Below are 21,309 nucleotides of genomic sequence, written 5' to 3' on the forward strand. Positions count from 1 at the left end.
CATCATGGAAACGACTGTAAAAAAACAAAAGAAAAATGTAGAAACAAAGAAACCATCAATTTACTCTTTACAACTTCATGAAATGCAAGATTGGTTAAAGGAACAAGGGGAACCTAAATTCCGTGCAGGACAAATTTTTGATTGGTTATATAAAAAACGTGTAAAAAATTATGAGGATATGTCAAACCTTTCTAAAGGATTGCGCGATAAATTGTCGAATTCCTTTGATATTACTACTTTAAATACGTTAGTAAAACAAACGTCTTCGGATGGAACAATTAAATTCTTATTCCAGTTATACGATGGGTACTCTATTGAAACGGTATTAATGCGACATGAATATGGAAATTCCATTTGTGTAACAACACAGGTTGGTTGCCGTATTGGATGTACGTTCTGTGCATCTACACTTGGTGGGTTAAAACGAAACCTAGAAGCTGGAGAAATTGTAGCGCAAGTAGTAGAAGTTCAGCGTGCGCTTGATGAAACAGAAGAACGTGTAAGTTCTCTTGTTGTTATGGGAATTGGAGAACCGTTTGATAATTATGACAACTTAATGTCATTCTTACGCATTGTAAATCATGAAAAAGGAATTCATATTGGTGCAAGGCATATGACAGTTTCAACAAGTGGAATTGTTCCGAAAATTTATAAGTTCGCTGAAGAAGATATGCAAATCAATTTTGCGATTTCATTGCATGCTGCAAATACAGAGTTACGTTCAAAATTAATGCCGATTAACCGTGCTTATAAGCTACCTGATTTAATGGAAGCTATTAAATACTATGTAAATAGAACAGGGCGTCGTATTACATTTGAATATGGCTTATTTGGAGGAGAAAACGACCAAGTTGAGCACGCTGAAGAACTTGCTGCGCTCTTAAAAGGTGTAAAATGTCATGTGAACTTAATTCCGGTAAACTACGTGCCAGAACGTGATTACGTACGTACGCCACGTGAGCAAATTTTCTTATTTGAAAAGACGCTAAAAGATCGTGGAGTGAATGTAACAATTCGCCGTGAACAAGGTCATGATATTGATGCAGCCTGCGGTCAGTTGCGTGCGAAGGAGCGCAAAGAAGAGACGAGGTGACGAGATGAAAGCCGTGTTTCTATCGGATAAAGGGAAAGTTCGTCAACATAATGAAGATAGTGCAGGAGTTTTTCACAATTTAGATGGAAATATTTTAGCGGTAGTAGCAGATGGAATGGGAGGTCATCGAGCTGGCGATGTAGCCAGCTCGATGGCCATTCAATTATTCCATGATTATTGGAAGCAAACGCATAATATGAATGAGCCTAAAAAGATAGAAAAGTGGTTACATACTAACGTTGGAATTATTAATGAGCGCATATATGCGTACTCTAAGCAACATGTAGAGTGTAATGGCATGGGAACAACGGTTATCGTAGCGATTTGTACACCTAGTTTTGTAACAATTGGTCATATAGGAGATAGTCGTTGTTATATGGTATCAGAGGGAGAGATAGCGCTTGTAACGGAAGATCACTCACTTGTAAATGAACTTGTTAGGCACGGTGAAATTTCAAAAGAAGATGCAGAATATCACCCGAAAAAGAATGTTCTGTTAAGAGCGTTAGGAACAGAAGAAAAGGTCGAACTAGATGTAAAAACATTGGTGCTCGAAGAAGACGATCAATTACTTCTTTGCTCTGATGGATTGTCTAACAAAGTACCTATGACTGATATGCAACAAATTTTACAATTAAATGAACAGCTCGAGGCGAAAGGAGAGCATCTCATTCAATTAGCAAATGATCGTGGTGGAGAAGATAATATCACCCTCGTTCTTATTGATTATGCGGATTCGACAAACGAAAGTAGGTGAAGTGCAACGTGCTGATTGGAAAACGCTTAAATGACCGTTATAAACTGCTAAAAATGATTGGCGGTGGAGGAATGGCCAATGTATATTTAGCTCATGATGATATACTCGGCCGAGATGTAGCGGTAAAAATATTAAGACTCGACTATTCAAATAACGAAGAGTTTATTAAACGTTTCCATCGAGAAGCGCAATCTGTTACAACGTTGTCGCATCCAAATATTGTGAATATGTATGATGTTGGGGAAGAGGATGGTATATATTATCTTGTAATGGAATATGTACCTGGACGAACATTGAAGCAATACATAATTGATCGAGGAATGTTACCGATAGGAGAAGCTCTTGATATTATGGAGCAGTTAACGTCCGCCATGGCACATGCCCATCATTTTGAGATTGTACATCGTGATATTAAACCGCACAATATTTTGATTCGAGATGATGGAGTGATAAAAGTCACAGACTTTGGAATTGCGACAGCTACAAGTGCAACAACGATTACACATACAAATTCGGTGCTCGGTTCGGTGCATTATTTATCACCAGAACAAGCGCGCGGCGGTATAGCGAATAAACAATCAGATATTTATTCACTTGGGATTGTTATGTTTGAATTGTTAACAGGAAGACAACCATTTTCTGGTGAATCTGCTGTTGCAATTGCTTTAAAACATTTACAAAATGAAATACCATCTCCGAAAAGATGGAATGAAAATATTCCACAAAGTGTTGAAAATATTATATTAAAGGCAACTGCGAAAGATCCGTTTCATCGATATCAATCTGCTAATGCGATGAAACGAGATATTGAAACAGCGCTATACCCAGAACGAATAAATGAACAACCATTTTACATACCAGAAGATATGGAAGCGACGAAAGCGATTCCAATTATTCAACAAGAACAATTATTTCAAAATGTAAGTGATGAAACGATTGTATTAAAAGGAAGTAAAGTGGATGAACAAGTAAGAAAAGAAGCGACCGAATCCGGTAAGAAGAAAAAACGAAGTAACAAATGGCTGAAGGTTTTAATTACAACATTTTTACTTTTAGCAATAGGGATAACATTAGCGCTTACTGTTATTCCAGGCTTCTTTATTCCGAAAGATGTGAAGGTTCCTGACGTGGCTGGTATGAAGTATACGACAGCTGTAAATGCATTAGTTGAAAAGGGGTTTGAAGTTACTGAACCTAATATTGTATATACAGATAATGTTGAAGTCGGAAAAGTGATAAAAACAGATCCTATAGCAGGAAGAGTAGTGAAAGAAAACTCTAAAATTACTATCTATCAATCAGGTGGGAAAAAGAAAAGTAAGATGCGCGATTTGACAGGAAAAGATTTTGAGAGTATAAGAGCTGAGCTAGAAGAGAAATATAAACAAGTTACACCAAATTATATTGAAAATGATAAACCTAAAGGTGAAATTGTAGAACAAATACCAACACCTGACCAAATGGTTGTAGAAGGAGAACAAGAAGTAAAGATTTGGATAAGTAAAGGGCCTTATCAGATTAGACCAGGGGATTTTTCAAGCTGGACTGAAAATAGCGTGAAAAGTTATTTAAATGAAAGAAAACTTGTTTCTGATATAAAAAGGGAATATTCAGATACGGTTGATAAAGGTCTTGTTATTTCACAATTTCCGAAGCCTGGGACAGCTTTAAAAGAAGGAGATAAAGTAACGATTATTATCTCTGATGGTCCGAAGCCTAAAGTGACGAAAACGGTAAAAGTGGATAACATTTCTATCCCATATGAGCCTCCTGCAACAGGTGAGAAAAAGCCACAAACAATAGAAATTTATAAAGAAGATATGCAGCAAAAAATGGATAGACCAGTTGAAACGAGAACAATTACTGAGTCGGCCACTATTTCTTTAGACTTTGTAATTCAAGAAGGTGCAAAGGGACACTATAAAATTGTTCGGGATGGAGTAACGATTATCGACAAAGAAGTGCCGTATCCATCTCAATAATAGTGAATTCCATTGTCTTGTTATGGGGGATAGCCAAAACCCTCACTGATTAAAGTTTCACTTTATTACTCTTGCCTGTTATGCTGTCTACATAGTGGACGGTATAACAGGCAAAAATATATGATTCAAAAAGCTATAAAAGTGATATTGTTGTAAATAGTATTTTGAATTTGATGGTAGATTAAATATATTAACCTGGGTATATATTTGGTGGGTTTTGAAATAATTGTTTAAAGAGCTTTAGTCCATTCATTTCTAATTACAGTTTCACTTTATACAAAATAAAGGAGAATTATATGCCAGAAGGAAAAATTGTAAAAGCTTTAAGTGGGTTTTATTATGTGCAGCATGAAGAAGGGATTACACAATGTCGCGGGCGTGGTGTATTTAGAAAGAATAAAATTACGCCACTTGTAGGAGACCAAGTTGTATTTCAAGCAGATAATCCGAATGAAGGTTATGTGTTAGAAGTGTTTGATCGAAAAAATGAACTTGTTAGACCTCCTATTGCTAATGTTGATCAAGCAATTCTTGTTTTCTCTGCAGTAGAACCAGATTTTAATCCAGGACTGTTAGATCGATTTTTAGTATTGATTGAATATCATAACATTAAGCCGATTATTTGTATTAGTAAGATGGATTTAGTAGATGAAAAAATGAGAGAAACTGTTGAATCTTATGCAAATGATTATCGTGAAATGGGTTATGATGTCTTGTTTACTTCTATAAATACATCGGAAAGTATCGACATTTTGAAACCATTCTTAGAAGGCTGTATTTCTGTCGTTGCAGGCCAATCTGGTGTTGGGAAATCTTCAATGTTAAACGTATTACGTCCAGATTTAGAATTGAAAACAAATGATATTTCTTCACATTTAGGACGCGGGAAGCATACGACAAGACACGTGGAATTAATTACAGTTGGAAGCGGACTAGTTGCGGATACACCTGGTTTTAGTTCACTGGATTTCATAGATATAGAAGTAGAAGATCTTACATATTGTTTTCCAGAGTTGAAAGAAGCGAGCCAATACTGTAAATTTAGAGGGTGTACACATCTTTCTGAACCGAAATGTGCGGTGAAAGTTGCGGTTGAAGAAGGAAAGATTACTGAATATCGTTATAAGAATTACAAACAATTCGTAGAAGAAATTAGAGAGAGAAAGCCGAGGTATTAGTCATGATTAAAATTGCACCATCGATTTTATCAGCAGATTTTTCAAAATTAGGGGAAGAGATTAAAGATGTAGAAAAAGGCGGAGCTGATTACATTCACGTCGATGTAATGGATGGACATTTCGTACCAAATATTACGATCGGACCATTAATTGTAGAAGCAATCCGTCCGATTACATCATTACCGTTAGATGTACATTTAATGATTGAAAATCCTGATAACTATATCCCCACTTTCGCAAAAGCGGGAGCGGATATTATTACTGTCCATGTAGAAGCTTGTCCTCATCTACATCGTACAATTCAGTTAATTAAATCTCATGACATTAAAGCAGGGGTTGTATTAAATCCACATACTCCAGTTTCAACGATTGAGCATGTATTAGAAGATATAGACATGGTATTACTTATGACAGTAAATCCTGGATTTGGCGGACAGAAGTTTATTCATTCTGTATTACCGAAAATTAAACAAGTTGCAGAAATGGTTAAAAAGCGAAATCTACAAGTGGAAATCGAAGTTGATGGTGGTGTCAACGCTGAAACGGCAAGACTTTGTATTGAAGCAGGAGCGAATGTTCTTGTAGCGGGATCAGCAGTATACAATCAAAAAGACCGCGGTGAAGCAATTCGTGTAATTCGTGGATAAAGAATAAACGAACTTTTATCCTAGTGAAGCCTCTAGTTCATTAAGACTTCACTATTTATACATGTTAGAGCAGAAAATAAGAAGAAAGGCAATCTACCGAATGGCAGATTGCCTTTTTACAATAGAAGGGGAAGGAAAAATGATTATTCATATTTTAGCGGGAGGACCTGCAGAATGCTGCGCAGATTTTTCTCGATATGAAAATGAAGAAGTAGTGTGGGCGGCCGTTGATAGAGGGGTGTACCGTTTGTTGAAAAGAGGAATCACTCCGGCTGTTGCGTTTGGAGATTATGATTCAGTTACTGATGATGAATTAGCATGGATGGGACAGCAGACAAATGAATTACATATTGTCCCACGAGAAAAAGATCAAACAGATTTAGAAATTGCAATTAGCTGGGCTTTAGAACAGAGACCAAAATTAATTCGTATTTTTGGTGCTACTGGTGGAAGGCTTGATCACGGTTTAGCAAATATTCAGATGCTTTTAAAGGGATTAGAAGTAAATATAGAAATGTGTATTGTGGACAATAAAAATGAAATAATGGTGAAAAAGCTTGGTACGTATATAATTGAAGGAAATGAACATTTTCCATACGTATCATTTGTACCAGTTACTGAAAGGGTGGAAGGCATTACACTTCACGGTTTTAAGTACCCTCTTACTAATAAAACAATAGAGTGGGGATCGACACTTTGTATTAGTAATGAACTCATTAAGGAAAAAGGTACTTTTTCATTTACTTCTGGCATATTAATGATGATAAGAAGCACTGATTGAAGAAACAATTTTGCTCCTTGCATCATATAGTGAACAAGTGGAGTAATGGGGATTAGGAGGGAAACCATGAGATTTTATACAATTAAGTTACCTAAATTTCTTGGTGGAATTGTTCGTGCGATGTTAAATACCTTTAAAAAAGACTAAAAAAAGCACCTATTACCGGTGCTTTTTCCATTGGTATAGTAAAAAAAGAGCCTAGCGGCTCTTTTTTTTATTATTAAACACGTTCGATTTTGCCAGATTTTAATGCTCTAGCAGAAACGTAAACACGTTGAACTTTACCGTCGATGCGTACGCGAACTTTTTGAAGGTTAGCGCCCCATTTACGTTTTGTAGCGTTCATTGCGTGAGAACGAGAGTTACCAGAACGAGCTTTTCTTCCAGTGATAGCACAAACACGAGCCATTTATATTTCCCTCCCTTGATACCTTACCATACGTAATTTTTCAATGTTAGTCTTTTATGCGATGCTAAAAACACTACTATAATTTAACACAACTAAAAAGAGAATGCAACACCGTAGGAAAAAGAAATCAAGAAAAATTACTTGACACTATATATCAATGAAGAAAAGTTGAAATCAAGAAAAATTGCTTGACATATTATAGTGGTACATGTTGTATAATAACAATGGACTATTTTGCTCATCATAAAAAAATGTAATTTAAAACATAAAATATGAGAGTGAAAAAGAAAGAACGATGGAATTTTCTTTAAAAAGATTATATGATAGTAACTAAAGTAGTCTAGCTCACTTTCACCATTTATGAAGGGGGAAACGAGATGTCAATTGAAATTAAAACGAAGTACGGTCAAATTGATATTAGTACAGATGTAATTGCAACAATTGCTGGAGGTGCCGCAGTAGATTGCTACGGTATCGTAGGTATGGCATCAAAAAATCAATTAAAAGATGGATTAACAGACATTTTACGAAAAGAAAACTTCACTAGAGGCGTAATTGTTCGTAAAAATGAAGATGAAGTACATATTGATATGTATATTATTGTGAGCTATGGTACGAAAATTTCAGAAGTAGCACATAACGTGCAGACGAAAGTGAAATATACATTAGATCAAACTGTAGGACTAGCAGTAGATTCTGTAAACATCTACGTACAAGGAGTTAAAGTAATAAACTTGTAATGTGCATTAAGGAGGAAAATCTGTGTCAATTCAAAAAATTGATGGGAAACGTTTATCACAAATGATCATTCAAGGAGCGAATAATTTAACAAATAATGTTCAGCTTGTTGATGCATTAAACGTATTTCCAGTTCCAGATGGCGATACCGGTACAAACATGAACTTATCAATGACTTCAGGCGCACGTGAAGTGAAAGCAAATCCTTCACAGCATGCTGGTAAAGTCGGCGTAAGTTTAGCCAAAGGATTATTAATGGGAGCACGTGGTAACTCTGGTGTTATTTTATCTCAATTGTTCCGTGGTTTCTCTAAATCCATTGAACAAAAAGAAGAATTAACAACAGTTGATTTTGCTGCAGCTTTAGAAGCTGGAGTAGAGGCGGCTTACAAAGCGGTTATGAAACCGATCGAAGGAACGATTTTAACGGTTGCAAGAGAAACGGGTAAATATGCAGTGACAGTTGCGAAAAAACAGCGCGACTTTGTTTTGTTTATGGAAGACGTTGTGAAAGAAGCAAATGCATCGTTAAATCGTACGCCAGATTTATTACCTGTATTAAAACAAGTTGGCGTTGTAGATAGCGGTGGTAAAGGTCTTGTTGTTGTATACGAAGGATTTTTAGCTGACTTAAAAGGAGAAACGATTTCTTCTGATGCGCCTGCACAACCATCTATGAATGAAATGGTACGCGCAGAACATCACCGTAGTGTACAAAGCCAATTGAGTACAGAAGATATTAAGTATGGATATTGTACGGAATTCATGGTGAAATTAGAGCCTGAAAAAATGAAGGAACATAATTTCTCTGAACAAAAATTCCGTGAAGATATTAGTGTGTACGGAGATTCACTACTTGTTGTATCGGATGATGAGGTTGTAAAGGTTCATATTCATGCGGAACATCCTGGAGATCCTATGAACTACGGACAGCGTTACGGTAGTCTAATTAAGATCAAAGTAGAAAATATGCGTGAACAGCATACTGCTTTATTAGATGAACCTACTCCGATGCCTGAACAAACGAATCAGCCAAAAGAGAAACAACCGTATGGTATTGTAACTGTAGCTATGGGATCTGGTATTAAAACTTTATTTGAGAGCATTGGCGCAACAAAAGTTATCGAAGGTGGCCAAACGATGAATCCAAGTACGGAGGATATCGTGAAGGCGATTGAAGAGGCGAATGCTGAAAAAATTATCATTTTACCAAATAACGGAAATATCGTGATGGCAGCAGAACAAGCAGCATCAGTGGTAGATCAAGAAGTTATTGTTGTTCGTTCAAAAACAGTTCCTCAAGGTATGGCTGCTATGTTAGCATTTAATCCAGTTGGAACGTTAGAAGAGAATGAAGAACACATGAAAGAAGCTTTATCCCATGTGAAAACAGGTCAAATTACGTATGCTGTTCGTGATACGGAAATTGATGGTGTAGCAATTCAAAAAGATGATTTCATGTGTATTGCAGATGGGAAAATTGTATCTACAAATGCTGAAAAAGTAGGAGCTGCGAAGCAATTACTAGAAGCGCTAATTGATGAGGATTCTGAAATCGTAACGATTCTACAAGGTGAAGATGCAACAGATGAAGAAGTGGCTGAATTAGTTACGTTTGTAGAAGAGAGCTTTGAAGATGCAGAAGTAGAAGTACATGCAGGGAACCAACCGGTGTATTCTTTCATCTTCTCTGTAGAATAAGAAAAGATTCGTTTTGAAAATAAATGGATTACTTACTTGCTAATGGATAAGAAGTAGTGATATGAAATTTATTACTAGTTTTTATTCAAAAGGCTAGCATATTGATGATAGAAAAGAGCCTTGCTGCTAAAAGTGAGGCTCTTTTCTTACGTGTTGTATAACTTTGTTTTATATAGAGGGATTAGAGTAGTTTCTCTTAGAATGCCTATGATAGAATATATAGGGTGAAAGAGAGCGATTACAGATGTTAATGATGTTAATGGTTAATCAATAGAGTGAAACAAAGAAAATAATGTGACGGAGCGTGAGAATCTTGAATGAAGTTGTACAAGTTCCTGTTACGGATGTAAAGGGAATCGGAGGAGAAACATCTGAGTTATTACACGAGATGGGAATTTATACAGTTTCTCATCTATTAGAACATTTTCCGTACCGTTATGAAGACTATGCGATGAAAGATCTTGCTGAAGTGAAGCATGATGAGCGTGTGACAGTTGAGGGGAAAGTTCATAGTGCTCCTTTACTGCAATATTATGGGAAGAAGAAGTCGCGTCTAACAGTTCGTGTCCTCGTTGGTCGTTATTTAATTACAGCTGTATGTTTTAATAGACCATACTATAAACAGAAGTTAAAGTTAGAGGAAACGGTAACAATTACTGGTAAATGGGATCAGCATCGCCAAACAATCGCTGTATCAGAACTTCATTTTGGACCAGTTTTACGTCAACAAGAAGTAGAGCCTGTATATTCAGTGAAAGGAAAACTGACAGTAAAACAGATGCGCCGTTTTGTTGCGCAAGCATTTAAGGAGTATGGAGATTCCATAGTCGAAGTATTACCAGACGGTTTGTTAAGTCGGTATAAATTATTACCACGCTATGAAGCGCTTCGAGCGTTACATTTTCCAGTGGGACAGGAAGACTTAAAGCAAGCGCGTCGCCGTTTTGTATATGAGGAGTTTTTCTTGTTTCAGTTGAAAATGCAAACACTTCGGAAGATGGAAAGGGAAAATTCGAAAGGGACGAAGAAAGAAATTTTGTCAGTAGAGTTACAAGAGTTTACCGATGCGCTTCCATTTCCGTTAACTGGCGCACAACGCCGAGTTGTAGATGAAATTATGAAAGATATGACATCTCCTTATCGAATGAATCGATTATTACAAGGTGATGTAGGGTCTGGGAAAACAGTTGTCGCTGCAATTGCTCTTTATGCGGCGAAATTGGCTCATTACCAAGGCGCTTTGATGGTTCCTACAGAAATTTTAGCTGAACAACATTATCAGTCGCTCGCTGAGACATTTTCGCATTTCGGTATGAAGGTTGAATTACTAACAAGTTCTGTTAAGGGTGCGAGACGTCGAGAAATTTTGGCGAAATTAGAACAAGGAGAAATAGATATCCTTGTTGGGACGCATGCTTTAATTCAGGATGAAGTTATATTTCATAGGTTAGGTCTCGTTATTACCGATGAACAACATCGATTTGGTGTAGCGCAGCGCCGGGTTTTACGGGAGAAAGGTGAAAGTCCAGATGTGTTATTTATGACGGCGACCCCAATTCCGCGTACGTTAGCAATCACTGCATTTGGAGAAATGGACGTTTCTATTATCGACGAAATGCCAGCTGGTAGAAAGGTAATTGAAACGTATTGGGCAAAACATGATATGTTAGATCGTGTTCTCGGTTTTGTGGAGAAAGAGATAAAAAAAGGAAGACAAGCATATGTTATTTGTCCTCTTATTGAAGAGTCTGAGAAGCTTGATGTGCAAAATGCTATCGATTTACATAGTATGCTGACTCATCATTACGAAGGGAAATGCCAAGTTGGGTTAATGCATGGAAGGCTATCATCTCAGGAAAAAGAAGAGATAATGGGACAGTTTAGTGAAAATAAAGTGCAAATTCTTGTATCGACAACAGTTGTTGAAGTAGGTGTGAACGTACCAAATGCGACTGTTATGGTTATTTATGACGCAGAGCGTTTCGGTTTATCACAGCTCCATCAGCTGAGGGGGCGTGTTGGACGTGGTAGTGAACAATCATATTGTTTATTAATCGCGGATCCGAAATCGGAAACGGGAAAAGAGCGAATGCGTATTATGACTGAAACGAATGATGGATTTGTATTGTCAGAAAAAGATTTAGAGTTACGAGGTCCTGGGGATTTCTTTGGAAGTAAGCAAAGTGGTCTGCCAGAATTTAAGGTTGCTGATATGGTACATGATTATCGGGCGTTAGAAACTGCTAGACAAGATGCGGCAATATTGGTAGAATCAGAAGCATTTTGGCACAATGATCAGTATGCTTCGCTGCGTACTTATCTTGATGGAACAGGTGTGTTCCAAGGAGAGAAGCTCGATTAAAGGGAGTCAACAAAAGTTTTTGTTGCATTCTACTTTTAATGATTATATACTACTGTTAGTACCTAGTCATAAAAATGGATGGTGCGGTATGAAAAAAAGAAGAAGTAAAAAAGAAAGACAAGAATTATTACAACAAACAATAGAAACGAATCCTTTTATTACGGATGAAGATTTAGCTGAAAAATTTCAGGTGAGCATACAAACTGTTCGTCTTGATCGTATGGAATTATCTATTCCTGAATTAAGAGAGCGAATTAAGCATGTAGCTACAAAGCAACATGAAGAAGATGTGAAATCTTTACCGTTAGAAGAGGTTGTCGGAGAAATTATCGATATAGAATTAGATAGACATGCTATTTCTATCTTTGAAGTAAAGGTAGAACATGTATTTAAAAGAAATCAAATTGCTCGTGGGCATCATTTGTTTGCACAAGCAAACTCACTAGCTGTTGCGGTTATTGATGAAGAATTAGCTTTAACTGCAAAGTCTACTATTCGATACATTCGTCCTGTAAAATTAGGAGAGCGCGTTGTTGCAAAAGCGCGTGTTGAGGATGTAGAGAATGATAAAGGACGGACGGTTGTCAAAGTGCGAAGCTTTGTTGGAGAAGAACTTGTTTTTACAGGCACTTTTGAAATGTATCGATCTAGTAATTATAGTGAGGAAGGTAACAACTTATGAAAATCGCAATAGATGCAATGGGAGGCGATCATGCTCCAAAGGCTGTAGTATTAGGAGCAATGAAAGCTATTAAGGAATATTCAGATATACATATTACGTTAGTAGGGAAAGAAGAGGAAATTCGTCAATACTTAACGAGTGAAGAGCGAATTACTATACTTCATACAGATGAAAAAATCGAAGCGACAGATGAACCAGTAAGAGCGGTTCGTCGAAAGAAACAAGCTTCAATGGTACTTGCAGCGCAGCAAGTAAAAGATGGTGTTGCGGATGCTTGTATATCAGCAGGGAGTACAGGAGCTTTAATGGCGGCTGGATTGTTTATTGTCGGTCGTATGGAAGGGATTGAAAGGCCAGCTTTATCACCTACAATGCCAACTGTTGATGGAGAAGGTTTTGTTATGTTAGATGTTGGAGCAAACGTTGATGCAAAACCAATTCATTTATATCAATATGCAGTAATGGGATCTGTTTACGCAGAGAAGGTAAGAGGGATTAAAAACCCTCGAGTTGGACTTTTGAACGTTGGAACAGAGGATGGTAAAGGAAACGAGCTTTCAAAACAAGTATTTGCTATGCTCAAGGATGCGCCAATTAATTTCGTTGGAAACGTTGAATCAAGAGACTTATTGCAAGGTGTAGCAGACGTTGTTGTATGTGATGGTTTTACGGGTAATGTAGCGTTGAAATCATTAGAAGGAACAGCACTTGCGTTATTCTCTATGTTAAAAGAGCAACTAATGAGTTCATTTACGAGTAAATTAGCAGCAGCAGTATTAAAACCAAAACTTATGGTATTAAAAGATAAAATGGATTATTCGGAGTATGGAGGAGCGGCGTTATTTGGATTGAAAGCTCCTGTCATTAAGGCTCACGGTTCTTCTAATGACCAATCGATATTTAGTGCGATTCGTCAAACGAGAGAAATGGTAGCGAAAGAAGTAATTCCTACAATTTCAAGTGTAATGGAGAAGGAGCCGCTTCAATAAGAGGAGGATTTGAAATGGGAAAAATAGCATTTCTTTTTCCGGGCCAAGGTTCACAGGCAGTTGGAATGGGTAGACAGTTAGCGGAGAATAATAAAGAGGTTGCAAAAGTATTTGCAAAAGCGGATGAAGTTTTGCATGATTCTCTTTCAGAAGTGATTTTTGAAGGACCGCAAGAAAAGTTAACATTAACGACAAATGCGCAACCTGCATTATTAACAACGAGTTTTGCAATTTTAACAGCTTTGAAGGAGTATGATATTATACCTGACTTTGTCGCAGGACATAGTTTAGGTGAATATAGCGCTCTTGTAGCGGCGGGTGCATTAACTTTCGAAGACGCTGTATATGCTGTAAGGAAACGTGGCGAATATATGGAAGAAGCAGTTCCAGGCGGGGAAGGTGCAATGGCAGCTATTTTAGGTGCAGATCCGGATATGCTGAAACGAGTTACAGAAGAAGTAACAAGTGAAGGATATGCAGTACAAATTGCTAATATGAATAGCACGAAGCAAATTGTTATTTCTGGAACAAAGCAAGGAGTAGAACTTGCTTCTCAGAGAGCGAAAGAAAATGGTGCTAAAAGAGCAATTCCGCTAAAAGTAAGTGGACCGTTTCATTCCTCGCTTATGAAGCCAGCTGCTGATAGGTTCCAAAGTGTTTTAAATGAAATTACAATTCAAGACACGGATATTCCTGTTATTGCAAATGTTACGGCAGACGTTATTACACGTGGTACAGATATTCAAGAAAAGCTAATTGAACAGCTCTATTCGCCTGTATTATGGTACCCATCTATTGAGAACATGGTGAATCAAGGGGTAGATACATTTATTGAAATCGGACCTGGAAAAGTACTTGCTGGTCTTATGAAGTCGATTGATTCTTCAGTGAAAGCATATGCGATATATGATGAAGAGACATTAAAAGATACCATTTCAAATTTGAGAGGAGAAAGCTGATGTTAAAAGGGAAAGTAGCATTAGTAACTGGTGCATCACGTGGAATTGGTCGTGCAATTGCGATTGATTTAGCGAAACAAGGGGCAAATGTTGTAGTAAATTATGCTGGTAATGAGCAAAAGGCGAATGAAGTCGTTGATGAAATAAAGAAATTAGGTTCGGATGCAATTGCAGTAAGAGCAGATGTTGCAAATGCTGATGATGTTACAAATATGGTAAAACAAACTGTAGATACGTTTGGCCAAGTTGATATTCTTGTAAATAACGCAGGTGTAACGAAAGATAATTTATTAATGCGTATGAAAGAAGAGGAATGGGATACAGTTATTAATACAAACTTAAAAGGTGTTTTCTTATGTACGAAAGCAGTATCTCGTTATATGATGCGTCAACGTCACGGTCGAATTATAAATATTGCTTCGGTTGTTGGGGTTATCGGAAACCCAGGGCAAGCAAACTATGTTGCTGCTAAAGCTGGTGTGATTGGATTAACAAAAACATCGGCAAAAGAGTTAGCGAGCCGAAGTATTACTGTAAATGCAATTGCTCCAGGGTTTATTGCGACTGATATGACGGATGTTTTGGATGAAAAAATAAAAGAAGAAATGTTAAAAGTAATTCCTGCTGCTCAGTTTGGTGAAGCGCAAGATATCGCAAATGCTGTAACGTTTTTTGCTTCTGATCAAAGCAAATATGTTACAGGCCAAACGTTAAATGTTGATGGCGGTATGGTAATGTAATAAAAGAATGGATTTCACCTAGTTTTTTTGGACAATATTTAATATAATATTTGAGGGGAGGTGAATGGAATGGCAGATGTATTAGAGCGTGTAACAAAAATCATCGTTGATCGTTTAGGTGTAGAAGAGACTGAAGTAGTACCAGCTGCAAGCTTCAAAGAAGATTTAGGCGCAGACTCCCTAGATGTAGTAGAACTTGTAATGCAATTAGAAGATGAATTCGAAATGGAAATTTCTGATGAAGATGCTGAAAAGATTGCTACTGTTGGCGATGCTGTGACTTACATAGAGAGTCATCTATAATGTTTGAGTGAAGTCCCGTTTTTTAGCGGGGCTTTCTCGGCTTATATCTGGAGGGACCTATGCCGTACCGAAAATATAGAGAAAAAAAATACGAAACAAAATATCGTGAAGCTTTTAAAGTGTTTCAAGAAAAGATAGGTATTACGTTTACAGATGAAAAATTATTGATTCAAGCATTTACGCATTCATCCTATGTGAATGAGCATCGAAAAAAACCGCATGAGGACAATGAGCGTCTTGAATTTCTTGGAGATGCTGTATTGGAACTCACTGTATCACAGTATCTGTTTCAAAAATATCCGACAATGAGCGAAGGTGAGTTAACAAAACTACGTGCAGCTATTGTATGTGAGCCATCTCTTGTTCGTTTTGCAAACGAATTGTCATTTGGTAGCCTGGTGTTATTAGGAAAAGGTGAGGAAATGACGGGTGGACGTGAACGACCAGCTTTATTAGCGGATGTCTTTGAAGCGTTTATTGGTGCCCTTTATCTTGATCAGGGGCTAGAAATAGTTTGGGGATTCTTAAAAGAAGTTGTATATCCAAAAATTAATGAAGGTGCTTTTTCTCATGTGATGGATTATAAGAGTCAATTGCAAGAATTGATTCAGCGTGATGGCAGTGGCAATATTGAGTATCAAATTTTGCAAGAAAAAGGACCGGCCCATAACCGAGAATTTGTGTCACGTGTTACGTTAAATAACGTGGCGTTAGGTCTTGGTAGTGGTAAGTCAAAAAAAGAAGCAGAGCAACAAGCTGCTGCAGAAGCATTGAAAAAGTTAAAAGAACAATCATAAGGAATCCCCCTTTGAATGAGGGGGATTCCTTATGCATAGAATGAAACTTTCCTTTTATTTGTAAGTAAAAGGAGGGGGAAATCCGTATAGTAGCTTGTTTTCGTACAGACAACGTTTATAACAACGGAGAATAGGAGGAAGGCCTTTCGTGTTTTTAAAAAGATTAGAAATAGCAGGATTTAAATCTTTTGCTGAGCGTGTATCTGTCGATTTTGTTCCAGGTGTAACGTCTGTAGTAGGACCTAATGGGAGCGGGAAAAGTAATATTACTGATGCAATTCGCTGGGTACTGGGTGAACAATCTGCAAAGTCATTACGTGGTGCAAAGATGGAGGATATTATTTTTGCTGGCAGTGATACGAGAAGAGCGGTTAATGTTGCTGAAGTAACATTAACTTTAAATAATGAAGACCAACGATTACCGATTGAGTATAACGAGGTGTGTGTAACGCGTCGTGTATCTCGTTCAGGTGATAGTGATTTTTATATTAATAAACAATCTTGTAGATTGAAAGATATTATTGATTTATTTATGGACTCTGGTATGGGAAGGGAAGCTTTTTCAATTATTAGCCAGGGGAAAGTCGAAGAGATTTTAAGTAGTAAATCAGAAGAACGTCGTGGTGTATTTGAAGAAGCTGCGGGTGTGCTGAAATACAAACTTCGTAAAAAGAAAGCTGAAGGGAAATTGGCGGAAACACAAGAAAACTTAAATCGTGTACAAGATATTATTCACGAATTAAGTAGTCAAGTAGAGCCGTTAGAAAGACAAGCTTCTATTGCGAAAGATTATCTTGAGAAAAAAGAAGAATTAGAGAAAGTAGAAGCTGCGCTTATTGTGCATGAAATTGAAGAATTACATGAGAAGTGGGAAGCGCTTCGAAATCAATTTGGGCATAATAAAGATGAAGAAGCCAAAATGTCGACGAACTTACAAAAAAGTGAAGAAGAACTTGAGGAATTACGTGGGCAATTACAAGCGGTTGATGAATCTGTAGACTCCTTACAAGAAGTTCTCCTTCTTTCTAGTAAAGAGCTAGAAAAGCTAGAAGGACAGCGTGAGTTGTTAAAGGAAAGAAAGCAAAATGCAACGACGCATTGTGAGCAACTTGAAAAACTAATTGTTGAGTTGGCAGAGAAAGCTAAAAGCTATGATGGTGAAATTGAAACAAGTACAGAAGCGTTAATGCAATTTGTGAATCAAGTAAAAGAGTTGGAGACAAAATTGCATGATAACGAGCAACTACTTGCAACTTTTGCCGAGAATTTAGAGGAACAGATTGAGAATTTAAAAGGTGATTATATTGAACTTTTAAATCAACAAGCAAGTCATCGAAATGAATTATCTATGATTGAAGAACAATCTAAACAGCAAAACTCTAAAAATGAACGACTTGATGAAGAAAATGAAAAATATGTACAGATGCGTATGGAAATTACAGCGAAAAAGGCGAAACTTGTAGAAAGTTATGAGCAAGTGAAAGAGAAAGTAGCTGGCATTATTTCCGACATACAGAAGACAGAAGCTGCGCTTGGGAAATGTAAGTCGCAGTATAGTGAAAATGAAACGAAACTGTATCAAGCGTATCAATTTGTGCAACAGGCGCGCTCACGAAAAGAAATGCTAGAAGAGATGCAAGAGGACTATTCTGGTTTCTATCAAGGAGTACGTGAAGTATTAAAGGCTAGAGAAAATAGGTTACAAGGCATTGAAGGAGCGGTTGCAGAACTTCTGACTGTGCCGAAAGAATATGAAATCGCAATGGAAATCGCCCTTGGGGCAGCGATGCAACATATCGTAGTACAAACAGAAGAACATGCTCGTAATGCAATTGCATTTTTAAAGCAAAATAAGCATGGCCGTGCAACGTTTTTACCTCAAGCTGTTATTAAAAGTAGATCGTTATCATTTGATCAATTACGCATTGTGAATCAGCATCCATCGTTTGTTGGTGTGGCGGCAGAACTTGTGCAGTACAATAATAAATATGAGAATGTAGTTTCAAATTTATTAGGTACTGTTGTTGTTGCGAAAGATTTACGCGGAGCAAATGAATTAGCGAAACAACTGCAATACCGCTATCGTATTGTAACGCTCGAAGGTGACGTAGTGAATCCAGGCGGTTCTATGACTGGTGGAGCTGTAAAACAAGCGAAATCCTCTATATTGGGGCGTCAACGTGAACTGGAAGAGTGGACTAATAAGCTAGCTGATATGGAAGAAAAAACAACGAAGCTAGAAAACTTTGTTAAAGCAGTAAAGCAAGAGATTCAAGAAAAAGAAGTACAAATACGCGAACTACGACAAGGTGTAGAAACAGAGCGTGTAGATGAACAGAAATTAAGAGAAGAAATTAGTCGTTTAGAATTAGAAGAACATCGTATTAATGATCGTTTATCTATTTACGATTTAGAGATTGAAGGATTTTTACAAGATCAAGTAAAAATGCAAGGGCGTAGAGAAGAGTTAGAAAAGATTTTAGCGACTCTTCAAGCAGAGATTACGGAATTAGATAGCAAAATCGTCGCTTTAACGAAACAAAAGAGTGAACAACATTCTTCGAAAGAAAAAGTTCAGAAGGAAATGACTGAGCTAAAAGTACAAGCGGCTGAACAACAACAGCGTTTGTCTAATCAAAAAGAAAAAGTTGAACGATTGACGAAGGAAAAAGAAGAGACAGATGCGACGCTTGTAAAAACGAAAGAAGATTTAGCATTCTTAAAACAAGAGATGACATCTAATTCAAGTGGTGAAGAACAAATTACGAATATGATTGAGAAGAAAGCGTATGATCGTAATCAAACTTCGGAGCTAATTCGTTCTCGCCGTGAACAACGCGTAACATTACAAGAGAGAGTAGAGTATTTAGAACGCAATGTGAAAGAAACAATAGGTAAACATAAATATATTCTTGAGATGTTGAAAGATCAAGAAGTGAAGATTAACCGACTTGATGTAGAGTTGGAAAATAGATTGCAACATTTGCGTGAAACATATACTATTTCATTTGAAGCAGCAAAACTGAAGTATACAATGACGATGCCTGCAGAAGATGCACGTAAAAAGGTGAAACTAATTAAACTATCCATCGAAGAGTTAGGCACAGTAAACTTAGGGGCAATTGATGAATATGAGCGCGTAGCAGAGCGTCACACATTCTTGCTAGAGCAAAGAGATGACCTAGAAGAAGCGAAATCGACATTGCATCAACTTATTACGGAAATGGATGAAGAGATGAAAAAACGCTTTTCTACTACGTTTGAAGGCATTCGAACGGAGTTTCAATCTGTATTCTCTGAATTATTCGGAGGCGGAAGAGCGGATTTAGTAATGACAAATCCAGAAGATTTATTAAATACTGGTATTGATATTGTAGCGCAACCGCCAGGGAAGAAATTACAAAACTTAGGTTTACTTTCAGGTGGAGAGCGTGCTTTAACGGCAATTGCGCTCTTATTTGGTATTTTAAAAGTACGCCCAGTTCCATTCTGTGTGCTAGATGAGGTAGAAGCAGCTCTTGATGAGGCAAACGTTGCTCGTTTTGCACAGTATTTAAAGAAATTTAGTGATGAAACGCAGTTTATTGTAATTACACACCGGAAAGGTACAATGGAAGAGTCTGATGTATTGTACGGTGTAACAATGCAAGAATCAGGGGTGTCTAAGCTTGTTTCTGTTCGTTTAGACGATGGCGAAGAACTTGTGGCAAGTAAATAGGAAGGATGGGAAGTATGAGCTTTTTTAAAAAATTAAAAGAAAAAATTTCAAAACAAACAGATACGGTAACAGAGAAGTTTAAACAAGGATTAGAAAAAACGAGAAATTCATTTGCTGATAAAGTAAATGACCTAGTGTATCGTTACCGTAAAATAGACGAAGATTTCTTTGAGGAATTAGAAGAAATTTTAATTAGTGCAGATGTCGGAGTTTCGACGGTGATGGAATTAATTGATCAGCTGAAAGAAGAAGTGCAACGTCGTAACATTCAAGATCCGAAAGAAGTACAGGCTGTTATTTCTGAGAAGTTAGTGGGAATTTACAAAGGTGACAGCGATTTTAGTAATGAAGTTAATATACAAGAGAATCAATTAACAGTTGTTTTATTTGTTGGTGTTAATGGTGTTGGGAAAACGACGACAATTGGTAAGCTTGCACATAAATTTAAATCGGAAGGTAAGTCTGTCCTATTAGCGGCAGGAGATACATTCCGTGCTGGGGCGATTGAACAATTAGAAGTATGGGGCGAACGCGTTGGTGTAGAAGTAATTAAACAAGGATCAGGATCTGACCCAGCGGCGGTTATGTACGATGCTGTACAAGCGGCAAAGGCTCGTAAAGTGGATGTATTGCTATGTGATACAGCAGGACGCTTACAAAACAAAGTAAACTTAATGAAAGAGTTAGAGAAAGTGAAGCGTGTAATTGAGCGTGAAGTACCAGGAGCTCCTCATGAAGTATTACTTGTTATTGATGCAACAACAGGACAAAATGGTTTAAGCCAAGCGAAAACATTCCGTGAAGCAACGAATGTTACTGGCATTGTTTTAACGAAGTTAGATGGAACTGCTAAAGGTGGTATCGTATTAGCAATTCGTAACGAAATGGATGTACCGGTGAAATTTGTTGGATTAGGAGAGCAAATGGATGATCTGCAGCAGTTTGATCCAGAACAATATGTTTATGGTTTATTTGCGAACTTGGTAGAAACAGAAGAAGTGTAAGTGAAAGAAGCGGTATTCCCGCTTCTTTTTGTATAAAAAAATATGTGATGTTAAGAAAAAAACTTGACACTCTTTTATACTCCATGTAAACTAATTCATGTAAAGGGAAATCACTTAACAAAGGATGATCCAACATGCTCGAAAAAACAACGAGAATGAACTATTTATTTGATTTTTATCAATCGTTGTTAACGCAAAAACAAAGAAGTTATATGTCGCTTTATTATCTAGATGATTTATCTCTTGGTGAAATTGCGGAAGAATTTGATGTAAGTCGCCAAGCCGTGTATGATAACATTAAACGGACTGAAGCGATGCTTGAAGAATATGAAGATAAATTAGTATTACTTCAAAAGTTTCAAGAGCGACAGCGACTTGTTGCAAAGCTAAAACAGCTAATCAGCGAAGAAGAGCATGTGAATGAAGAAATGAAACAAGTTGTTGAAGCTATCGAAAAATTAGATTAGGA

At 37.2% G+C, this 21,309-nt stretch carries 20 protein-coding genes; 19 read left to right on the plus strand and 1 reads right to left on the minus strand.

The window, feature by feature from the left end; translation table 11 throughout:
- Window positions 1–4: 4 nt before the first annotated feature.
- The 7 genes from rlmN to spoVM all read left to right on the plus strand — a co-directional run bounded on the left by rlmN (window position 5) and on the right by spoVM (window position 6,585).
- A complete protein-coding gene (gene rlmN / locus BAU28_RS13835) occupies window positions 5–1,093 on the plus strand; it encodes a dual-specificity RNA methyltransferase RlmN (RefSeq protein ID WP_025148315.1) in 1,089 nt (362 codons plus the stop codon).
- A 4-nt stretch (window positions 1,094–1,097) separates the two neighbouring features.
- Complete coding sequence (locus BAU28_RS13840; RefSeq protein WP_071718844.1) at window positions 1,098–1,850, plus strand: Stp1/IreP family PP2C-type Ser/Thr phosphatase; 753 nt, start codon at window positions 1,098–1,100, stop codon at window positions 1,848–1,850.
- Window positions 1,851–1,858: 8 nt separating this feature from the next.
- On the plus strand, window positions 1,859–3,832 hold the full coding sequence (pknB, locus tag BAU28_RS13845) for a Stk1 family PASTA domain-containing Ser/Thr kinase (RefSeq protein ID WP_071718845.1): 1,974 nt from the start codon (window positions 1,859–1,861) through the stop codon (window positions 3,830–3,832).
- A gap of 296 nt (window positions 3,833–4,128) precedes the next feature.
- On the plus strand, window positions 4,129–5,010 hold the full coding sequence (gene rsgA, locus BAU28_RS13850) for a ribosome small subunit-dependent GTPase A (protein ID WP_025148318.1): 882 nt from the start codon (window positions 4,129–4,131) through the stop codon (window positions 5,008–5,010).
- A gap of 2 nt (window positions 5,011–5,012) precedes the next feature.
- Window positions 5,013–5,657 carry a ribulose-phosphate 3-epimerase gene (gene rpe / locus BAU28_RS13855; protein ID WP_025148319.1) on the plus strand — a complete coding sequence of 215 codons (645 nt, stop codon included), beginning with the start codon at window positions 5,013–5,015 and terminating at the stop codon, window positions 5,655–5,657.
- Between the two features lie 100 nt (window positions 5,658–5,757).
- Window positions 5,758–6,438 carry a thiamine diphosphokinase gene (locus BAU28_RS13860; RefSeq protein ID WP_071718846.1) on the plus strand — a complete coding sequence of 227 codons (681 nt, stop codon included), beginning with the start codon at window positions 5,758–5,760 and terminating at the stop codon, window positions 6,436–6,438.
- A gap of 66 nt (window positions 6,439–6,504) precedes the next feature.
- Complete coding sequence (gene spoVM / locus BAU28_RS13865) at window positions 6,505–6,585, plus strand: stage V sporulation protein SpoVM (protein ID WP_001213599.1); 81 nt, start codon at window positions 6,505–6,507, stop codon at window positions 6,583–6,585.
- Between the two features lie 73 nt (window positions 6,586–6,658).
- On the opposite strand, the gene rpmB is transcribed toward spoVM, so the two are convergent.
- Window positions 6,659–6,847, minus strand: a complete 189-nt coding sequence (gene rpmB, locus BAU28_RS13870) for a 50S ribosomal protein L28 (RefSeq protein ID WP_000124776.1) — start codon at window positions 6,845–6,847, stop codon at window positions 6,659–6,661.
- Window positions 6,848–7,224: 377 nt separating this feature from the next.
- On the opposite strand from rpmB, the gene BAU28_RS13875 reads away from it, so the two are divergent.
- From BAU28_RS13875 to BAU28_RS13930, 12 genes are all read left to right on the plus strand, one after another.
- Window positions 7,225–7,587 carry an Asp23/Gls24 family envelope stress response protein gene (locus BAU28_RS13875; RefSeq protein WP_002173116.1) on the plus strand — a complete coding sequence of 121 codons (363 nt, stop codon included), beginning with the start codon at window positions 7,225–7,227 and terminating at the stop codon, window positions 7,585–7,587.
- Window positions 7,588–7,609: 22 nt separating this feature from the next.
- The gene (locus tag BAU28_RS13880; protein ID WP_048373932.1) at window positions 7,610–9,286 is read left to right on the plus strand and encodes a DAK2 domain-containing protein; all 1,677 of its coding nucleotides are present in this window, start codon (window positions 7,610–7,612) and stop codon (window positions 9,284–9,286) included.
- A 313-nt stretch (window positions 9,287–9,599) separates the two neighbouring features.
- Window positions 9,600–11,648, plus strand: coding sequence for an ATP-dependent DNA helicase RecG (gene recG / locus BAU28_RS13885; RefSeq protein WP_071718847.1), 2,049 nt, complete (start codon window positions 9,600–9,602; stop codon window positions 11,646–11,648).
- Window positions 11,649–11,736: 88 nt separating this feature from the next.
- Window positions 11,737–12,330, plus strand: a complete 594-nt coding sequence (gene fapR, locus BAU28_RS13890; RefSeq protein ID WP_000747352.1) for a transcription factor FapR — start codon at window positions 11,737–11,739, stop codon at window positions 12,328–12,330.
- The gene (gene plsX, locus BAU28_RS13895; protein WP_071718848.1) at window positions 12,327–13,319 is read left to right on the plus strand and encodes a phosphate acyltransferase PlsX; all 993 of its coding nucleotides are present in this window, start codon (window positions 12,327–12,329) and stop codon (window positions 13,317–13,319) included. Before fapR ends, plsX begins: the two co-directional genes overlap by 4 nt.
- Window positions 13,320–13,333: 14 nt before the next feature.
- A complete protein-coding gene (fabD, locus tag BAU28_RS13900; protein ID WP_025148324.1) occupies window positions 13,334–14,278 on the plus strand; it encodes an ACP S-malonyltransferase in 945 nt (314 codons plus the stop codon).
- Complete coding sequence (fabG, locus tag BAU28_RS13905; protein WP_048373926.1) at window positions 14,278–15,018, plus strand: 3-oxoacyl-[acyl-carrier-protein] reductase; 741 nt, start codon at window positions 14,278–14,280, stop codon at window positions 15,016–15,018. Before fabD ends, fabG begins: the two co-directional genes overlap by 1 nt.
- Window positions 15,019–15,087: 69 nt before the next feature.
- Entirely contained in the window at window positions 15,088–15,321 is a 234-nt protein-coding gene (acpP, locus tag BAU28_RS13910) for an acyl carrier protein (protein WP_000786062.1), read from the plus strand.
- Window positions 15,322–15,380: 59 nt separating this feature from the next.
- Window positions 15,381–16,118, plus strand: coding sequence for a ribonuclease III (gene rncS, locus BAU28_RS13915; protein WP_025148326.1), 738 nt, complete (start codon window positions 15,381–15,383; stop codon window positions 16,116–16,118).
- A gap of 148 nt (window positions 16,119–16,266) precedes the next feature.
- Window positions 16,267–19,836 carry a chromosome segregation protein SMC gene (smc, locus tag BAU28_RS13920; protein ID WP_071718849.1) on the plus strand — a complete coding sequence of 1,190 codons (3,570 nt, stop codon included), beginning with the start codon at window positions 16,267–16,269 and terminating at the stop codon, window positions 19,834–19,836.
- Between the two features lie 14 nt (window positions 19,837–19,850).
- On the plus strand, window positions 19,851–20,840 hold the full coding sequence (gene ftsY, locus BAU28_RS13925; RefSeq protein ID WP_071718850.1) for a signal recognition particle-docking protein FtsY: 990 nt from the start codon (window positions 19,851–19,853) through the stop codon (window positions 20,838–20,840).
- A gap of 134 nt (window positions 20,841–20,974) precedes the next feature.
- Window positions 20,975–21,307 carry a putative DNA-binding protein gene (locus tag BAU28_RS13930; protein WP_000891061.1) on the plus strand — a complete coding sequence of 111 codons (333 nt, stop codon included), beginning with the start codon at window positions 20,975–20,977 and terminating at the stop codon, window positions 21,305–21,307.
- The last annotated feature ends 2 nt before the right edge of the window (window positions 21,308–21,309 follow it).

The organism is Bacillus paramycoides, from assembly GCF_001884235.1.
GTDB classification, from domain to species: Bacteria; Bacillota; Bacilli; order Bacillales; family Bacillaceae_G; genus Bacillus_A; species Bacillus_A paramycoides.

What these genes read in the sequence shown, in the direction of transcription:
- ftsY (WP_071718850.1), top strand. Translation starts at nt 19,851, where the DNA reads ATGAGCTTTTTTAAAAAATTAAAAGAAAAAATTTCAAAACAAACAGAT.
- BAU28_RS13860 (WP_071718846.1), top strand. Translation starts at nt 5,758, where the DNA reads ATGGCAGATTGCCTTTTTACAATAGAAGGGGAAGGAAAAATGATTATT.
- rpe (WP_025148319.1), top strand. Translation starts at nt 5,013, where the DNA reads ATGATTAAAATTGCACCATCGATTTTATCAGCAGATTTTTCAAAATTA.
- fapR (WP_000747352.1), top strand. Translation starts at nt 11,737, where the DNA reads ATGAAAAAAAGAAGAAGTAAAAAAGAAAGACAAGAATTATTACAACAA.
- rsgA (WP_025148318.1), top strand. Translation starts at nt 4,129, where the DNA reads ATGCCAGAAGGAAAAATTGTAAAAGCTTTAAGTGGGTTTTATTATGTG.
- BAU28_RS13875 (WP_002173116.1), top strand. Translation starts at nt 7,225, where the DNA reads ATGTCAATTGAAATTAAAACGAAGTACGGTCAAATTGATATTAGTACA.
- spoVM (WP_001213599.1), top strand. Translation starts at nt 6,505, where the DNA reads ATGAGATTTTATACAATTAAGTTACCTAAATTTCTTGGTGGAATTGTT.
- acpP (WP_000786062.1), top strand. Translation starts at nt 15,088, where the DNA reads ATGGCAGATGTATTAGAGCGTGTAACAAAAATCATCGTTGATCGTTTA.
- fabG (WP_048373926.1), top strand. Translation starts at nt 14,278, where the DNA reads ATGTTAAAAGGGAAAGTAGCATTAGTAACTGGTGCATCACGTGGAATT.
- rncS (WP_025148326.1), top strand. Translation starts at nt 15,381, where the DNA reads ATGCCGTACCGAAAATATAGAGAAAAAAAATACGAAACAAAATATCGT.
- BAU28_RS13840 (WP_071718844.1), top strand. Translation starts at nt 1,098, where the DNA reads ATGAAAGCCGTGTTTCTATCGGATAAAGGGAAAGTTCGTCAACATAAT.
- plsX (WP_071718848.1), top strand. Translation starts at nt 12,327, where the DNA reads ATGAAAATCGCAATAGATGCAATGGGAGGCGATCATGCTCCAAAGGCT.
- rlmN (WP_025148315.1), top strand. Translation starts at nt 5, where the DNA reads ATGGAAACGACTGTAAAAAAACAAAAGAAAAATGTAGAAACAAAGAAA.
- fabD (WP_025148324.1), top strand. Translation starts at nt 13,334, where the DNA reads ATGGGAAAAATAGCATTTCTTTTTCCGGGCCAAGGTTCACAGGCAGTT.
- BAU28_RS13930 (WP_000891061.1), top strand. Translation starts at nt 20,975, where the DNA reads ATGCTCGAAAAAACAACGAGAATGAACTATTTATTTGATTTTTATCAA.
- rpmB (WP_000124776.1), bottom strand. Translation starts at nt 6,847, where the DNA reads ATGGCTCGTGTTTGTGCTATCACTGGAAGAAAAGCTCGTTCTGGTAAC.